Raw genomic sequence first — 14,683 nt, 5'->3', positions numbered from 1 at the left:
CAAAACCGGGCGCCGCAAATGAAACTGCCCGGCGACACAGCCATGTGTCGTACCGGGCAATCGTTACGTCCCTGTCGGCCTGCTGCCGCCCCCTCGCATCCTGCGCTGTGGGGGTAGCGTTGCGTCCTGCACGCGGCCGCGTCTGTCCTGTTTGTATCTCAGCCCCTTCCACAGGTCTGTGATGCCACCATCCTGGTGATTGGTGCCGCATCCTGCGGCGGTCGGTGGTCACAGGCGTCCTGCCCGTGTCCGGTGAACCAGCCTCCTGCCAGTTCCGACGATTCCTGCTGTCAGCGCCTGGGTACGGTTCGCACCGGTACCGATCCGGGTACCGGATCCGCCGGCAACAGCCTGTTGCCTACGGTGATCCGCTGTCGATTCCGTTCGACGATTGCATTCCCTATTCCCTTCACCTGCGTCAGGTCCTCGACGCGATGAAACGGGCCGTGTCTGCGCCGGTGCTCGACAATTGCCTCGGCCTTGGCGGCTCCGACCATCGTCAATCCCTGCTGCAGCGCTTGGGCATCAGCGCGGTTGATGTCGATCGGTTCGGCGGCATGCGCCCCAGCGATCCCCATTACCAGTACCAGCACCCTCAACACGACAAACCAAGGCACGACGTGTATCTCCTTGTGATTCTGGCCGTCCCGACCGGCAATCCCGTCGGTAGGAACAGTGTCCGTCACCACATGTGCACAGCCTATCGGTTTCCCGGATTTCCGTAAGCCAGCCAAATACCCGACGTGATGTAGGAAAAACCCTACCCCAGCACAGGCGTAGAATGGCGCGATCACAGCCCATGCAACCGGAGTTTCAGATGGACAGCGCCAAGCTCGGCCAATTCGTCAATGACAAGTGGGACAGCGAGATCGTCCCGCAGTTGGTCGACTACATCCGCATTCCCAACAAGTCGCCGATGTTCGACGCCAATTGGGTGCAGAACGGCTACATGGAACAGGCGGTCACCTTGATGGAGAACTGGGCCAAGGCCCAGCAGCTGCCCGGCCTGAAGGTTGAAGTGGTGCGCCTGGAAGGTCGTACCCCGCTGATCTTCCTGGAAATTCCGGCTACCGGCGCCGAAACCGGCGACGACACCATCCTGCTCTACGGCCACCTGGACAAGCAGCCGGAAATGACCGGTTGGGACGACGACCTCGGCCCGTGGACCCCGGTCCTGCGCGGCGACAAGCTGTATGGCCGCGGCGGTGCGGACGACGGCTACGCCATCTTCGGCTCGCTGGCCGCCGTGCTGGCGCTGCAGGCCCAGGGCCTGCCGCACGCGCGCTGCGTGGTGCTGATCGAAGCCTGTGAAGAATCGGGCAGCTACGACCTGCCGGCCTACGTCGACCACCTGGCCGACCGTATCGGCAAGCCATCGCTGGTAGTCTGCCTGGATTCGGGCTGCGCCAACTACGACCAGCTGTGGTGCACCACCTCGCTGCGCGGCCTGACCGGCGGCAATTTCACCGTGAAGGTGCTCAACGAAGGCGTGCATTCCGGCGATGCCTCCGGCGTGATCCCGTCCAGCTTCCGCCTGCTGCGCCAGATCCTTTCGCGCATCGAGGACCAGGACACCGGCCGCATCCTGATCGACGGCATGAACGTCGAGATCCCGGCCGAGCGCCAGGAACAGGCCAAGCGCGCCGCCGAAGTGGTCGATACCGAGATCTTCGAGAAGTTCCCGATGGTCGACGGCCTGCGCCCGATGAACGAGGACCTGACCGAGCTGGTGCTCAACCGCACCTGGCGCCCGGCGCTGTCGGTCACCGGCGTCGGCGGCATGCCGCCGCTGGAATCGGCCGGCAACGTGCTGCGCCCGCAGACCTCGGTGAAGCTGTCGCTGCGCCTGCCGCCAACCGCCGATGGCAAGACCTGCGGCGAACTGCTGAAGGAAGCGCTGCTGCGCGACCCGCCGAACGGCGCGCAGGTCACCCTGGACCTTGAAAAGGCGTCCACCGGCTGGAACGCCCCGGCCATGGCGCCGTGGCTGACCCAGGCCATCGACGACGCCAGCCAGGCCTTCTTCGGCAAGCCGGCGATGTACATGGGCGAAGGCGGCTCGATCCCGTTCATGGGCATGCTGGGCGAGAAGTTCCCGGGTGCGCAGTTCATGATCACCGGCGTGCTCGGCCCGCACTCCAACGCGCATGGCCCGAACGAGTTCCTGCACATTCCGATGGGCAAGAAGGTCACCGCCTGCGTATCCAAGGTGATCAGCGAGCACTACGCCGCCAGCCTGCGCGGCGAGACCAGCGGCTCGCCGGTGGCCGCCGACAGCGGCACCCGCCACGGCGACCACGGCTGCTGCTGATCCGGCACCCGTGACGGACGCAGCCTGGCCTTGCTAGGCTGCGTCCACACTCAAGCGGAATCCGCGCGCATGAATGGTCTGTTCGGCAGCAGCAGCTGGCTGTACATCCTGCTGGTGGGCTTCTTCGTTGGCCTGCTCGGGCGCTTCTTCATGCCCGGCAACAACCGCATGGGCTGCCTGCTGACCATCGTGCTGGGCATCCTTGGCGCGCTGCTGGCCGGCTGGTTCGGCCAGTACATGGGCTGGTACGCCCCCGGTGAACCGGCCGGTTTCCTCGGTGCGGTGGTGGGCGCGGTGGCCGTGCTGGCCGTCCTGCGCCTGTTCAGCGGCCGCCGCTGACCCCGTCCCCTTCCTTTCCTGTTCCCGACGTTGGCGCGCCCGGCGCGCCCGGATATGCCTGCATGACCGAACCCGCCTCCGATCCCCAGCGCAGCGCGCAGCGCCTGCGGTGGGCCCGTACCCAGCTCGATGATGCCAACGCGGTGGTCGAGCGCGCTTCGGTCGATGCCGGCATGCGCAGCTACTGGCGCACCACCAGCACGCGCGGCAGCCACATCGTGATGGACGCCCCGCCGGGGCTGGAAGATCCGCGGCCGTGGCTGCGCATGCGCGGCCTGCTGCACGACAACGGTCTGCGCGTGCCCATGCTGCTCGCGCAGGACCTGGAGGCCGGCTTCCTGCTGCTGGAAGATCTCGGTGGCCCGACCCTGGCGAAGATCCTCGATGAGCGCAACGCCGATGAATGGTTCGGCCGCTCGATCGAACAACTGCTGCGCCTGCAGGCGATTCCGGTGCCGGCCGACTTCGGCCAGTTCGGCGAAGCGCTGCTGCAGCGTGATGCCGGCCTGTTCGACGAATGGTTCCTGCAGCGGCACCTGAACCTGGAGCTGGACTGCGGCGAGATCGAAGGCCTGCAGCTGGTGCATCGCCGCCTGATGGACAACGCGCTGGGCCAGGCCCAGCTGATGACCCACCGCGACTACATGCCGCGCAACCTGATGCCAGTCGACGACGGCCCGGCGGTACTGGATTTCCAGGACCTGGTGCGCGGCCCGATCGCCTACGACGCGGTAAGCCTGTTCAAGGACGCCTTCCTGAGCTGGCCGCTGCAGCGTGTGGACGAATGGCTGGCGCAGTACCACGAGCGTGCGCGCGAGGCCGGCCTGCCGGTGCCCGACCGCGCCACCTTCCTGCGCGATGCCGACTGGATGGGCATCCAGCGCCACGTGAAGATACTCGGCCTGTTCTGCCGCCTGCGTTACCGCGACAACAAGGGCCATTACCTGGACGACGCACCGCGCTTCATCACCTATCTGGATGAAGTGCTGCCACGCTACCGCGAACTGGCACCACTGCAGCAGCTGCTGGAGCACCGCATCAAGCCGGCGCTGGCCGACCTGGCCGCACCGATGCGCGTGGCCCGATGAAGGCGCTGGTCTTTGCCGCCGGCCTCGGCGAGCGCATGCGCCCGCTGACCCTGCACACGCCCAAGCCGCTGCTGGAAGTAGCTGGCAAGCCGCTGATCGTGTGGCACCTGGAACGCCTGGCCGCACTCGGCGTGCGCGAGGTGGTGGTCAACACCGCATGGCTGGCCGAGCAGTTCCCGGCGACGCTGGGCGATGGCAGCCAATGGGGCCTGCGCCTGCATTTCATGTACGAAGGGCAGACCCCGCTGGAAACCGGCGGCGGCATCCTCAACGCGTTGCCGGTGCTGGACGACGCCCCGTTCCTGGTCGTGAACGGCGACATCTGGACTGACTTCGATTTCGCCACGCTGCCGCGCGAGCCGCAGGGCCAGGCGCACCTGGTGCTGGTCGACAATCCCACGCAGCACCCGGACGGTGACTACCGGCTGGACGCGCAGGGGATGCTGCACCACGACCGCGAGGGGCCCTGCCTGACCTACGCCGGCATCGGCGTGTACCGTCCTTCGATCGTGGCCGACTGGCGCGCAGTGATCGGCGAGGCACCGGGCAGCGAGCGGATGCCGCCGAAGTTCTCGGTGGTGCCGCTGCAGAAGCATTTCATGGCGCAGGGGTTGATGACGGGGCAGCACCATCGTGGGCGCTGGACCGATGTCGGCACCGTGGATCGCCTGCGTGCGCTGGATGCTGAGTTGGCGGCGAACGGCTGAGCCCCTCGTGGCTGGAAGCGTAGAGCGGATCGCGTGCTTGGCCGGGCGGGTGGGCCATGCAGGGGACGCTGCAAGTACGTCCCTGTAAGCTCGATGGCGCCATCCATGGCGCCAACGCCCCTGCATGGCCCACCCGCCCGGCCTCTGACAGTTTCCGTGGGCGTCCAGCCACGGAAGAAAGAAAGAAAAGCAAAAGCGGGTTGCTTCGCTGCGCTTGCTCTGGTGTCGACCAAGGTCGACACCCACCAACAGTAGTCAGCAGTGCAGTACGCAGTCCCGGCAGATCGCGGGAACCTGTCGAAGGCGGGGCGCTGTGGGTTTGCGGGGTGTGAGCCGCATGGATGCGGCGACCAAGCCCCCATGGACGGGTTCACGGCGTCCCCGCAAACCCACAGCGCCCCGCCATCCCACGGATAGCCCGCTTTTGACGTTGACGTTGCTTCGGCTTCTGCGGGTGCAGGGCGCAGCCCTGCCGAACAACATCCCTCAGTAACGCGGCCGGCCTTCTTCCAGCACCTGGCGCAGGAACGGCACGGTGATCCGCCGCTTCGCCGCCAGCGACTCGCGGTCCAGCCAGTCCAGCAGCGTGATCAACCCACCCAGCTCGCGACCGGTGTGCGACAGCAGCCACTCGATGGACGCCTCGTCGATCGCCAGCCCACGGCGCAGCGCACGCTCACGCAGCACCGCTGCTCGCCCTTCCTCATCCAGCGGCTGCAGCAGCACGCGCACGCACTGGCCCAGCCGCGAACGCAGGTCCGGCAGCACCAGGCCCAGCGCTTCCGGCGCCTTCTGCGCCGTGTACAGCACGGTCACGCCCGCCGCGCGCGCGCGGTTGTGGAAATCGAACAGCGCGATCTCGTCCTCGCGGTTGCCGGCCACCTCGTCCAGGCCGTCCAGCGCCACCAGTTCGCGCGCCTCCAGCCCATCCAGCGCCGCACGCACGCGGCCGGCCGCACTGGCCAGCGGCACATAGGTCGGCAGCCGCCCGGCCTGCTCGGCGCTGGAGCACATCGCCAGCGCCTGGTGGGTCTTGCCCGTGCCCGCCGCACCTTCCAGATAGACCCAATCGTGGCTGGCACCCACCGCGATCGCGCGCAGCTGCGCCAGCGCGCCATCCGGCGCGCCGATGAAGGTCTCCAGGCGCTGGTCCCGCGGGTAATGCAGGGCCAGCGGCAGTTGCGGCACACCCATCACTTCAGGTCGGGGCCCTTGTCGTTCGGAATGATGATATGGGGGGCATCGACCACGCCATCAAGCACGATCGCCGGCTTCTCACCCACGTACAGCTCGCTCTGGCGATAACGCTGGTGCGCGTAGCGCAGCAGCACGTTGGTCACTGCGGCCACCGGCAGCGCCAGCAGCATGCCGAGGAAGCCGAACAGCTGGCCACCGGCCATCACCGCGAAGATCACCGCCACCGGGTGCAGGCCGATCTTGTCGCCGACGATGCGCGGGGTCAGCACATAGCTCTCCAGCAGCTGGCCCACGGTGAACACCACGCCCACCAGGATCAGCAGCTTCAGGTCGAAGCCCTGCGCCTGCACCAGCGCGGCCACCACCGCCATCAGGATGCCGGTGGTCGCGCCCAGGTAGGGAATGAAGCTGATCAGGCCGGCAATCAGTCCGATCAGCAGGCCCAGCTTGAGGCCGACCAGCGACAGGCCGCCGGCATAGATCACGCCCAGCGCCAGCATCACCAGGAACTGGCCGCGGATGAACGCGCCCAGCACCTCGTTGGATTCACGCGCCAGCGCGCTGATGGTGCCGATCTGGTTGCGCGGAATCACCGACGCCACCCGCTCGACCAGCTTGTCCCAGTCACGCAGGAAGTAGAACGCCAGGATCGGCAGCAGCAGGATGTTGACCACCCAGGTCACCATCGCAAAACCCGAGCGCGAGACGTAGCCCATGAACGTGGTGGCAAAGCCGCCGGCCTGCTGCCAGTGGCTGCGCACCCATTCGATCAGACGGTCCGGATCCATCCACTGCATCACTTCCAGGCCGGTCTTCTGCTCGAACCAGGGAATCCCCTTCTCCATCAGCCACGCCTGTGCCTGCGGCGCGACCGCGATCAGGGTGGTGATCTGGCGCTCGATCATCGGCACCAGCACCAGCAGCAGCGCCACGATCACCAGTACCATCGCCGCGAACACCAGCACCACGCCGGTCATGCGCGAGCGGCCGGTGGCCTCGATGCGATCCACCAGCGGGTCACCCAGCCAGGCCAGCGCCAGCGCCAGCACGAACGGGGTCAGGATCGGCGCCAGCAGCCACACCACCCAGCCGATCAGGCCGGCGAACAGGATGTACTTCAGGCGGCGCAGGAACTGCGCGATTTCCGCTTCAGGGGTCAGGGTCATCGCAGGCGGTACTCGTTGCTGACCGGGGCGGCCACCGGGGTACCGGTGGTGTCATCGATCGGCGTGGGCAGGGCCGGCAGCGGCGCGCTTGGCACCAGCACGCCGTTGTCGCCCAGCATGCGGTTGAAGCCGGCCAGGCCGGTGGTCATCTCCAGGCTCAGTTCCAGCTGGCTTGCCGAGGCGTGCAGCGGGGTGACGCTGCGTACCACCGGCACTTCGCGCAGGCCGGCAGGCAGGCGCAGGTAGTCGTCGGCACTGTTGATGCCGGTGACCACCACACGGTAGGTCCCGGCCTGGCCGACGGCAGCGCCCGCCTTGGCATAGCGCTTGACCAGCGCATCGGCGGCGCCGTCGGCACCGGCGGCCATCGCGCGCATGGCGTTGGCGTCCTTGCTGGTCCACTTGTTCAGTTCACGGCCGTTGTCGACGAACACCCAGTCCGCCTGCCAGCCGCCATTGGCGCGGTACAGCTTGCCGATCAGCTGCATCGGCGGCGAGTAGCGCGAGGAGGCACGGGCCACGGCGGCACTGTCCTGGCGCCAGATCGCACCCGCCAGCGCCTGTTCGGCGGCACCACCACTGGGCAGGCCCAGCTTGTAGCCACGCTCGATGGCGCGGTTCAGCAGCGGGCGGGCGGCGTTGGCCTGCTGCACGCTGACCAGGCGCGGGCCGCTGCCATCGTCGACGGCCAGCCACAGCACCGGCTTCGGTCGCGGCTGCGGCCACAGTGGCAGGCCCAGCGCCGACACCAGCGAATCAACGTCGTCCTCGCGGAAGCGGGCCACCAGCAGAGTACGGAAGCTGGGGGCACCGTTGGCGCTCACGCTCTGGTCCTGCTTGTAGTCGTAGCTGGCCACGTAGTCCTTGGCGTTGCGCAGCGCCTGCACCACGCCGGGGCGGGACATCACGCTGCGGTCGCCGGACAGCTTGCCCAGTACCACGCTCAGGGCGCGGGCCAGGGCGCCGTTGCGATCGGCCTCGGCTTGGCTGTTGACGGGCACTTCGGCCTCGTACGCGCCACTGGCGGTGGCGACATCACCCTCGGTGCGAAGGCCGCTCTGGGCCATCGTGGCCACCGGCAGGCTCAGCGCAAGGAGCAGGGTCAGAATCAGGCTGCGGCGCATCAGGACATCCATTGGCTCGACGTATCCGGGGGAATTGTTGCCCGAATACGGCCTTTGCGCCAATGCGGCCTGTTAAAATCGCCCGTTCAACCCCTGCCAGCGCCGACGCCCGTGACCAACACCCCGTCTTCCGCCCCCTCCCCCCTCACCTATCGTGACGCGGGTGTCGACATCGACGCCGGCAATGAGCTGGTCGAGCGGATCAAGCCCCTGGTCAAGCGCAGCTTCCGCCCGGAAGTGATGGGCGGCCTGGGCGGCTTCGGCGCCCTGTTCGACCTGTCCAACAAGTACCGCGAGCCGGTGCTGGTGTCCGGTACCGACGGCGTGGGCACCAAGCTGAAGCTGGCCCACCAGCTGAACCGCCACGATACGATCGGCATCGACCTGGTCGCCATGTGCGTGAACGACGTGCTGGTGCAGGGTGCCGAGCCGCTGTTCTTCCTGGACTACTTCGCCACCGGCAAGCTGGACATCGATACCGCCGCAGCGGTCGTGGGCGGCATCGCCAACGGCTGCACCGAGGCCGGCTGCGCCCTGATCGGCGGCGAAACCGCTGAAATGCCCGACATGTATGCCCCGGGCGAGTACGACCTGGCTGGCTTCACCGTCGCCGCAGTCGAGAAGAGCGAGCTGAAGGACGGCGCCAGCGTGGCCGCCGGCGACGTGCTGATCGGCATCGCCTCCTCCGGCCCGCACTCCAACGGCTACTCGCTGGTGCGCCGCATCTACGACCGCGCCGGCCGCCCGGCCGATCTGGAGCTGGAAGGCGGCGTGAAGCTGGTCGATGCCCTGATGGCACCGACCCGCCTGTACGTCAAGCCGATCCTGTCGCTGCTGAAGTCGCACGGCGAGGCCATCCATGGCATGGCCCACATCACCGGTGGCGGCCTGACCGAGAACATCATCCGCGTGGTGCCCGACGGCCTCGGCCTGGACATCCAGGCGTCGTCCTGGACCCTGCCGCCGGTGTTCCAGTGGCTGCAGAAGGAAGGCGCGGTGGCCGACAGCGAGATGTGGCGCACCTTCAACTGCGGCATCGGCTTCGTGCTGATCGTCGCAGCGGAGCAGGTGGCCGCCGTGTCCGAGGCGGTCAAGGCGCAGGGCCTGGAGCACTGGACCATCGGCCATGTGGTCACCGCCGAAGGCGCCGAGCGCGTCCACATCGGCTGAGCCCGGCAACCAGGAGCCCGCATGGACGCAACGCCCCCCTTGTCGCCCGCCCCCGTACCGCCGCCGCTGGCGACGGTACCGCCGTTCAGCGCGCAGGATGCCGACCACCTGCGCATGCTGGCCATCGCACACTTCGTGGTCGGTGGCCTGATCGTGCTGTTCTCGCTGATCTTCATCCTGCACATCGTGATCGGCATCGCTGCGTTGACCGGCAGCCTGCCGATGAAGTCTGGCGGCGAGCCCTCCTCGCCGGAGGAACAGCGCCTGATGGGCTGGGTGTTCACTGTTCTCGGCTGCGTCGTTGTGTTCGGTGGCATCGCGCTGGGCGGGTTCGTGGCCTATGCGGGTCGTTGCCTGGCCCGCCGTCGCCGCCATCTGCTGTGCCTGATCGCGGCTGGCCTGGCCTGCCTGTTCACGCCGGTCGGCACGGTGCTGGGTGTGTTCAGCCTGATCACCCTGCTGCGTCCGCAGGTCAAGGCTGCCTTCGACGCTCCCGCCACGGCCGCATGACCGCCTCCAACATGCCGCCGCCGTTGCCGCAGCAGACCCTGGCGCAGCTGCAGCTGGTCAGCCATCTGCAGACACTGGGAGTGCTGTTCTACGCCCTGGCCGGTTTCCACTGGGTCGCCGCAGTGGCGTTCCTTGGCCTCAGTGGATGGGTGGCCCACTCACGCGGCCTGGACGATGCCTGGATGCTGACCACGGTCTATGCCTCGATCGCCGTGCTGGCCATCGTGCTGGGTGTTGTGCAGCTGCATACCGCGCGCCTGCTGTCACGCCGCACCGGCCTGGCCTGGTGCCAGCGCGCGGCGTGGCTGGGCGTGCTGGCTGGCCCACTGGGCATGGCGTTGACCGCCTATGCCTGGGTGTTCCTGTCCAAGCCGGACATGGCCGCGCTGTTCGACCGCGGCGACCATCTCGGCGTCTGAGCCCGCAGGCAGACGACCCGCCCTTCCCAGATCGACTCTCCATGTCCTCGCCTGCCCTCTCGACAACCGCCTCACCCACCCGTTACCGCTTTTCGGGCCTGAAGAAGCTGGCCTTCGCCGCCGTGCTGGCGGTCTTCGCGATCAGCTGGATCCACCCGCTGTGGCCTACCGAACAGGCCCTGCACAGTACCCTGACCGTGATCGGGCTGGCCGCGCTGCTATGGGTCGACCGCCGCGGCGGCTGGCTGGGCAATGGCGCTTTCATCGCCATCTGCGGTTTCATCGCCCTGCACTGCGTGGCGGCGCGCTGGCTGTATTCGAACGTGCCCTACGACGCCTGGGCGCAGGCGCTGACCGGCTGGTCGCCCAACGCGGCATTCGGCTGGCAGCGCAATCACTTCGACCGCCTCATCCACTTCCTGTTCGGCGTCTGCTTCACCCCCGCGCTGCTGCAGCTGGCGCGCCATGCGTGGCCAGCGCTGCGCCTGGGCCAGGCCTTCGCCCTGGCGGTAATGACGGTGATGTGCGCCAGCCTGGTCTACGAATGGTTCGAATGGGCCATCGCGCTGGCGCTGTCGCCGGATGCCGCCGAGGCCTACAACGGCCAGCAGGGTGACATGTGGGATGCGCATGCCGACATGCTGATGGCGACCATCGGCAGCCTGCTGACCTGGCCATTGATCCGCCGGAGTTCCCTGCAATGACCGCCCCAACCCGCATCGCCGTGCTCGCTTCGGGCCGCGGCAGCAACCTGCAGGCCATCCTCGACGCGATCGGCAATGGCCGCCTGCCGGCCGAGGTGATCGGCGTGTTCTCCGACCGCCCCGCTGCAGAAGCACTGCAACGCGTCGATTCCAGCCTGGGCTGGGCACACACGCCGAAGTCCTTCAGCGACCGCGCCGCCTACGAGCAGGCTCTGGGCGATGCGCTGGCAGCAGTACAGCCGGACTGGATCGTCTGTGCAGGCTACATGCGCATCCTTGGTCCGGCCTTCGTGCAGCGCTTCGCTGGCCGCCTGGTCAACATCCACCCGTCGCTGCTGCCGCTGCACAAGGGCCTGGACACCCACGCGCGGGCGCTGCAGGCCGGCGATGCCGAGCACGGTGCCAGCGTGCACCTGGTGGTGCCGGAGCTGGATGCCGGAGCCGTGCTGGCGCAGGTGCGGGTTCCCGTGCTGCCCGGCGACGACGCGCACAGCCTGGCCGAGCGGGTGCTGGCGGTGGAGCACCCGCTGCTGATCGCCACGCTGCAGCTGCTGTGCGAGGGCCGCCTGGCTGAACGGGAGGGTCAGCCCTGGCTGGACGGTCACCCCCTGTTTAGCCCCTTGGCCCTAGATTCCGCCGGAAACCTGAACCGGTAACGCCCTTGCACACGCCCCGCTGACTGCGGGGCTGGCATCCTGCCCCCTCCTGCGGTCCCTGTCCTCCATGAAGACCACGACGCTGCTGTCCACTTCACTGCTGTTGTCGCTTGCCGTGCTTCCCGGCGTGGGCTGGGGCCAGGCGCAGCCGCCCGCGGCTTCACCGGCACCGCCACCTGCACCCGCTGCGCTGCCACCGAACGAGCCCAGTGTGCCGCTGCTGCCGGCATTGGCCTGGGAACCGCCGCCGCTGCAGCCGTTCACCGCCACCTACCAGGCCTTCTACAAGGGCAAGGAAGCGGGTGATGCCAGCATGCAGGTCACCCACACCGGCGGCACCCAGTGGCGGGTGGACATGCAGGTGGTCGGCCGCCGCGGCTTTGCCAGCGTGCTCGGCCTGAACATCGAGCAGAGCACGGTGTTCGAAGAGCGCAGTGGCGTCTACGCACCGCTCAGCCAGAGCACGGTGCGCAAGGGCCTGTTCCTGGGCAAGAAGGCCGTGGGCACCTACAACTGGCAGGCCGGTACCGCGCAGTGGACCGGCGACGTCAAGAAGGAACGTGCGCAGCCGATCCCGCTGCAGCCGGGCGACCAGAGCGCACTGCTGATCAACCTGGCGATCATGCGCGACGCGCGCCCCGGCGCCGCCATGCATTACCGCTACGTGGACATGGGCAAGGTCCGCCAGCACGACTACCAGGCCGCGCCGCAGACCGAGAACGTCGAGGTCGGCGACCTGTCCTACAACGCGCTGCGGGTCTACCGGACCAATGGCGGCAACAACGAAACCATCCTCTGGATCGCCAACGGTGTCCCCACCCCGGTGCGCATCCTGCAACGCGAAGACGGCGAAGACCGCGTCGACCTGCGCCTGATCGAATACCAAGGAGTCTGAGCATGAGCACCCTGACCCGCCCCCTCACCTGGATCGCCGCTGCCGCGCTGACCGTGGCCAGCCTGCCGGCAATGGCGCTGGAGCCGTTCAAGGCCGACTACCTGGCCAGCTACATGGGCATGCAGGCCAACGGCACCATGACCCTGTCCAGCGAAGGCGCCAACAAGTGGCGCTACAGCCTGCAGGTGAAGAACCAGCTGGCCGACCTCAGCCAGAGCACCGTGTTCGAGGAAGTGCGCGGCCAGCTGCGCCCGCTCAGCAGCCAGGACCGTTCGGCCCTGCTGGTGAAGAAGCGCAACGTGCAGGCCACCTACAACTGGAACAGCAACCAGGCCACCTGGAGCGGCGACATCAAGCCCGACCGCGCCGGACCGATCGCACTGAAGGCCGGTGACATGGATGCGCTGCTGATCAACCTGGCGATTGCCCGTGACCTGGCGGCCGGCAAGCCGCTGACCTACCGCATGGTGGACGAGGGCCGGATCAAGAACATGACCTACCGCGTGGTCGGCAAGGAATCGATCACCGTGGCCGGCAAGAGTTACGAGGCCACCAAGGTATCGCGTGCCGATGGCAACAAGGAGCTGATCGCCTGGATCGTACCGGACTTCCCGGTGCCGGCGCGGATGCTGCAGCGTGAGAGCGGCCGCGATGCGCTGGACCTGACCATCAAGGCGATGAACTGACTGGAGATCCACGTCATCCACGCATGGCGTGGATCTACTTCACGTTCCAGTAGATCCACGCCATGCGTGGATGCGTGTATCCCAAAAAAACGCCCGCTTTCGCGGGCGTTTTCTTATTTCTTCGCTTCGGCCGGTTTCTCTTCGGCCGCCTTGAACTCGGTGCGGCAGTCCACGCGGATCTGCTCGCCGGTGCTGCGCCAGACAAACGTGCGGCAATGGCGGTTGCCGTCCTGGCTGTCGTTCACCGCAACCGCATAGAACGACTCGATGATCTCGTCACGCGTAACCGTTCCGTCGCCGTTCCAGTCCATGTCCTTCTGCTCGATGCCCTGGGTGATGGCGATGTTGGCGTACCAGGCATAGCCCAGCCACGCCAGCACGATCAGCACCAGGGCCAGCAGCGCCTTGCGGCGCGGGCTGAACTTGCCGCGCAGGATCATGGCACGCGCCGGATGGTGGCGCCGAGCGAAGACAGCTTCTCTTCGATGTTCTCGTAGCCACGATCAAGGTGGTAGATGCGGTCGATGGTGGTATCGCCGCTGGCCATCAGGCCGGCCAGGATCAGCGAGGCCGACGCACGCAGGTCGGTCGCCATCACCGGTGCGCCACTCAGGTGCTCGCTGCCACGCACGATGGCGGTGTGGCCTTCGACCTGGATGTCCGCCCCCAGGCGCAGCAGTTCGTTGACGTGCATGAAACGGTTCTCGAAGATGGTTTCGTTGATCACGCCCACGCCGTCAGCCACGCAGTTGAGTGCCATGAACTGCGCCTGCATGTCGGTCGGGAATGCCGGGTACGGCGCGGTGGTCAGGTTGACCGCCTTCGGCCGCTTGCCCTGCATGTCCAGGGTGATGCTGTCGTCGGTGGTCTCGATCTTCGCACCGGCCTCGACCAGCTTGGACAGCACCGCGTCCATGGTGTTCGGGCGCGCACGGTTGACGGTGACCTTGCCACCGGTCATCGCCGCGGCCACCAGGAAGGTGCCGGTCTCGATGCGGTCGGGCAGCACTTCATGGCGGCCACCGGACAGGCGCTCGACGCCTTCGATGACCAGCCGGGCAGTGCCCAGGCCTTCGATCTTCGCGCCCAGCGCGATCAGGCATTGCGCCAGATCGGTCACTTCCGGTTCCATCGCGCAGTTGTCGAGGATGGTGGTGCCTTCAGCCAGCACCGCGCCCATCAGCACGTTCTCGGTGCCGGTGACACTGACCATGTCGAAGGTGAAATGGCCACCCTTCAGGCGCTTGGCGGTGGCCTTGATGAAGCCGTTCTCGACCACGATCTCGGCACCCAGCGCCTGCAGGCCCTTGATGTGCTGGTCGACCGGACGCGAGCCGATCGCGCAGCCGCCCGGCAGCGACACTTCGGCCGCGCCGAAACGGGCCAGCAGCGGGCCCAGCACCAGGATCGAGGCGCGCATGGTCTTGACCAGCTCGTACGGTGCCACGTGCTGGTTCACCGAGCGCGGGTCGACCACGATCGCGCTGCCGCGCGACAACGTGCCCTGGTCGATGGTGACCTTGGCGCCCAGCTCGCCCAGCAGCTTCACAGTGGTGACCACGTCGTGCAGGTGCGGCACGTTGGTGATCTCCACCGGTTCATCGGCCAGCAGGGTCGCGCAGAGAATGGGGAGGACGGCGTTCTTGGCGCCGGAGATGCTCACTTCACCGTGCAGCGCAGCGCCGCCGGTCACAACGATCTTGGCCATGTA

Annotated in this window: 17 protein-coding genes; 11 read left to right on the top strand and 6 right to left on the bottom strand. The window is 67.4% G+C overall.

Annotation, left to right across the window (positions count from 1 at the left end):
- Nucleotides 1-290: 290 nt before the first annotated feature.
- Nucleotides 291-617: a ComEA family DNA-binding protein gene (locus AC5P57_RS01335; RefSeq protein ID WP_239503787.1), complete on the bottom strand. Its 327-nt coding sequence runs from the start codon at nucleotides 615-617 to the stop codon at nucleotides 291-293.
- A 200-nt stretch (nucleotides 618-817) separates the two neighbouring features.
- On the opposite strand from AC5P57_RS01335, the gene AC5P57_RS01330 reads away from it, so the two are divergent.
- The 4 genes from AC5P57_RS01330 (at nucleotide 818) to murU (ending at nucleotide 4,445) form a co-directional block, all read left to right on the top strand.
- The gene (locus AC5P57_RS01330) at nucleotides 818-2,311 is read left to right on the top strand and encodes a M20 family metallopeptidase (RefSeq protein ID WP_099553086.1); all 1,494 of its coding nucleotides are present in this window, start codon (nucleotides 818-820) and stop codon (nucleotides 2,309-2,311) included.
- 69 nt (nucleotides 2,312-2,380) lie between these two features.
- On the top strand, nucleotides 2,381-2,650 hold the full coding sequence (locus AC5P57_RS01325) for a GlsB/YeaQ/YmgE family stress response membrane protein (RefSeq protein WP_005415577.1): 270 nt from the start codon (nucleotides 2,381-2,383) through the stop codon (nucleotides 2,648-2,650).
- 62 nt (nucleotides 2,651-2,712) lie between these two features.
- Nucleotides 2,713-3,738 carry an aminoglycoside phosphotransferase family protein gene (locus tag AC5P57_RS01320; RefSeq protein WP_099553087.1) on the top strand — a complete coding sequence of 342 codons (1,026 nt, stop codon included), beginning with the start codon at nucleotides 2,713-2,715 and terminating at the stop codon, nucleotides 3,736-3,738.
- Nucleotides 3,735-4,445: an N-acetylmuramate alpha-1-phosphate uridylyltransferase MurU gene (gene murU, locus AC5P57_RS01315; protein WP_262236063.1), complete on the top strand. Its 711-nt coding sequence runs from the start codon at nucleotides 3,735-3,737 to the stop codon at nucleotides 4,443-4,445. The genes AC5P57_RS01320 and murU overlap by 4 nt, the downstream gene beginning before the upstream one ends.
- A gap of 486 nt (nucleotides 4,446-4,931) precedes the next feature.
- Here the strand turns inward: murU and hda are convergent, their stop codons facing one another.
- The 3 genes from hda to AC5P57_RS01300 are packed head-to-tail and all read right to left on the bottom strand — an operon-like array spanning nucleotide 4,932 to nucleotide 7,944.
- The gene (gene hda / locus AC5P57_RS01310) at nucleotides 4,932-5,639 is read right to left on the bottom strand and encodes a DnaA regulatory inactivator Hda (RefSeq protein WP_099553089.1); all 708 of its coding nucleotides are present in this window, start codon (nucleotides 5,637-5,639) and stop codon (nucleotides 4,932-4,934) included.
- Nucleotides 5,639-6,808, bottom strand: coding sequence for an AI-2E family transporter (locus tag AC5P57_RS01305; RefSeq protein ID WP_099553090.1), 1,170 nt, complete (start codon nucleotides 6,806-6,808; stop codon nucleotides 5,639-5,641). Before AC5P57_RS01305 ends, hda begins: the two co-directional genes overlap by 1 nt.
- On the bottom strand, nucleotides 6,805-7,944 hold the full coding sequence (locus tag AC5P57_RS01300) for a DUF2066 domain-containing protein (RefSeq protein WP_495219417.1): 1,140 nt from the start codon (nucleotides 7,942-7,944) through the stop codon (nucleotides 6,805-6,807). Before AC5P57_RS01300 ends, AC5P57_RS01305 begins: the two co-directional genes overlap by 4 nt.
- A gap of 99 nt (nucleotides 7,945-8,043) precedes the next feature.
- Here AC5P57_RS01300 and purM point away from each other — a divergent pair, with 99 nt between their 5' ends.
- The 7 genes from purM to AC5P57_RS01265 all read left to right on the top strand — a co-directional run bounded on the left by purM (nucleotide 8,044) and on the right by AC5P57_RS01265 (nucleotide 12,972).
- Nucleotides 8,044-9,102, top strand: a complete 1,059-nt coding sequence (purM, locus tag AC5P57_RS01295; RefSeq protein ID WP_262236062.1) for a phosphoribosylformylglycinamidine cyclo-ligase — start codon at nucleotides 8,044-8,046, stop codon at nucleotides 9,100-9,102.
- Nucleotides 9,103-9,123: 21 nt separating this feature from the next.
- The gene (locus AC5P57_RS01290; protein WP_099553093.1) at nucleotides 9,124-9,612 is read left to right on the top strand and encodes a hypothetical protein; all 489 of its coding nucleotides are present in this window, start codon (nucleotides 9,124-9,126) and stop codon (nucleotides 9,610-9,612) included.
- The gene (locus AC5P57_RS01285) at nucleotides 9,609-10,031 is read left to right on the top strand and encodes a hypothetical protein (RefSeq protein WP_099553094.1); all 423 of its coding nucleotides are present in this window, start codon (nucleotides 9,609-9,611) and stop codon (nucleotides 10,029-10,031) included. The genes AC5P57_RS01290 and AC5P57_RS01285 overlap by 4 nt, the downstream gene beginning before the upstream one ends.
- 41 nt (nucleotides 10,032-10,072) lie before the next feature.
- Nucleotides 10,073-10,735: a DUF2238 domain-containing protein gene (locus AC5P57_RS01280; RefSeq protein WP_495219416.1), complete on the top strand. Its 663-nt coding sequence runs from the start codon at nucleotides 10,073-10,075 to the stop codon at nucleotides 10,733-10,735.
- Entirely contained in the window at nucleotides 10,732-11,391 is a 660-nt protein-coding gene (gene purN / locus AC5P57_RS01275) for a phosphoribosylglycinamide formyltransferase (RefSeq protein ID WP_262236060.1), read from the top strand. The genes AC5P57_RS01280 and purN overlap by 4 nt, the downstream gene beginning before the upstream one ends.
- A gap of 67 nt (nucleotides 11,392-11,458) precedes the next feature.
- Nucleotides 11,459-12,286, top strand: coding sequence for a DUF3108 domain-containing protein (locus tag AC5P57_RS01270; RefSeq protein WP_099553097.1), 828 nt, complete (start codon nucleotides 11,459-11,461; stop codon nucleotides 12,284-12,286).
- A gap of 2 nt (nucleotides 12,287-12,288) precedes the next feature.
- The gene (locus tag AC5P57_RS01265) at nucleotides 12,289-12,972 is read left to right on the top strand and encodes a DUF3108 domain-containing protein (protein ID WP_099553098.1); all 684 of its coding nucleotides are present in this window, start codon (nucleotides 12,289-12,291) and stop codon (nucleotides 12,970-12,972) included.
- Between the two features lie 113 nt (nucleotides 12,973-13,085).
- Here AC5P57_RS01265 and AC5P57_RS01260 read toward each other — a convergent pair whose 3' ends face one another.
- A complete protein-coding gene (locus AC5P57_RS01260; protein ID WP_049445831.1) occupies nucleotides 13,086-13,412 on the bottom strand; it encodes a hypothetical protein in 327 nt (108 codons plus the stop codon).
- Complete coding sequence (gene murA, locus AC5P57_RS01255; RefSeq protein WP_262236059.1) at nucleotides 13,409-14,680, bottom strand: UDP-N-acetylglucosamine 1-carboxyvinyltransferase; 1,272 nt, start codon at nucleotides 14,678-14,680, stop codon at nucleotides 13,409-13,411. Before murA ends, AC5P57_RS01260 begins: the two co-directional genes overlap by 4 nt.
- Nucleotides 14,681-14,683: the final 3 nt, after the last annotated feature.

It is taken from the genome of Stenotrophomonas sp. YJH_SMC_79 (assembly GCF_059367995.1).
This window is presented reverse-complemented; position numbering and strand designations above follow the sequence as displayed.

Bases quoted from the DNA above. Each gene is read 5' to 3' on its own strand.
- AC5P57_RS01285 (WP_099553094.1), top strand. From the start codon at position 9,609: ATGACCGCCTCCAACATGCCGCCGCCGTTGCCGCAGCAGACCCTGGCG.
- AC5P57_RS01270 (WP_099553097.1), top strand. From the start codon at position 11,459: ATGAAGACCACGACGCTGCTGTCCACTTCACTGCTGTTGTCGCTTGCC.
- AC5P57_RS01290 (WP_099553093.1), top strand. From the start codon at position 9,124: ATGGACGCAACGCCCCCCTTGTCGCCCGCCCCCGTACCGCCGCCGCTG.
- AC5P57_RS01325 (WP_005415577.1), top strand. From the start codon at position 2,381: ATGAATGGTCTGTTCGGCAGCAGCAGCTGGCTGTACATCCTGCTGGTG.
- AC5P57_RS01305 (WP_099553090.1), bottom strand. From the start codon at position 6,808: ATGACCCTGACCCCTGAAGCGGAAATCGCGCAGTTCCTGCGCCGCCTG.
- murU (WP_262236063.1), top strand. From the start codon at position 3,735: ATGAAGGCGCTGGTCTTTGCCGCCGGCCTCGGCGAGCGCATGCGCCCG.
- purN (WP_262236060.1), top strand. From the start codon at position 10,732: ATGACCGCCCCAACCCGCATCGCCGTGCTCGCTTCGGGCCGCGGCAGC.
- AC5P57_RS01265 (WP_099553098.1), top strand. From the start codon at position 12,289: ATGAGCACCCTGACCCGCCCCCTCACCTGGATCGCCGCTGCCGCGCTG.
- AC5P57_RS01320 (WP_099553087.1), top strand. From the start codon at position 2,713: ATGACCGAACCCGCCTCCGATCCCCAGCGCAGCGCGCAGCGCCTGCGG.
- AC5P57_RS01330 (WP_099553086.1), top strand. From the start codon at position 818: ATGGACAGCGCCAAGCTCGGCCAATTCGTCAATGACAAGTGGGACAGC.
- murA (WP_262236059.1), bottom strand. From the start codon at position 14,680: ATGGCCAAGATCGTTGTGACCGGCGGCGCTGCGCTGCACGGTGAAGTG.
- hda (WP_099553089.1), bottom strand. From the start codon at position 5,639: ATGGGTGTGCCGCAACTGCCGCTGGCCCTGCATTACCCGCGGGACCAG.
- AC5P57_RS01280 (WP_495219416.1), top strand. From the start codon at position 10,073: ATGTCCTCGCCTGCCCTCTCGACAACCGCCTCACCCACCCGTTACCGC.
- AC5P57_RS01300 (WP_495219417.1), bottom strand. From the start codon at position 7,944: ATGGATGTCCTGATGCGCCGCAGCCTGATTCTGACCCTGCTCCTTGCG.
- AC5P57_RS01260 (WP_049445831.1), bottom strand. From the start codon at position 13,412: ATGATCCTGCGCGGCAAGTTCAGCCCGCGCCGCAAGGCGCTGCTGGCC.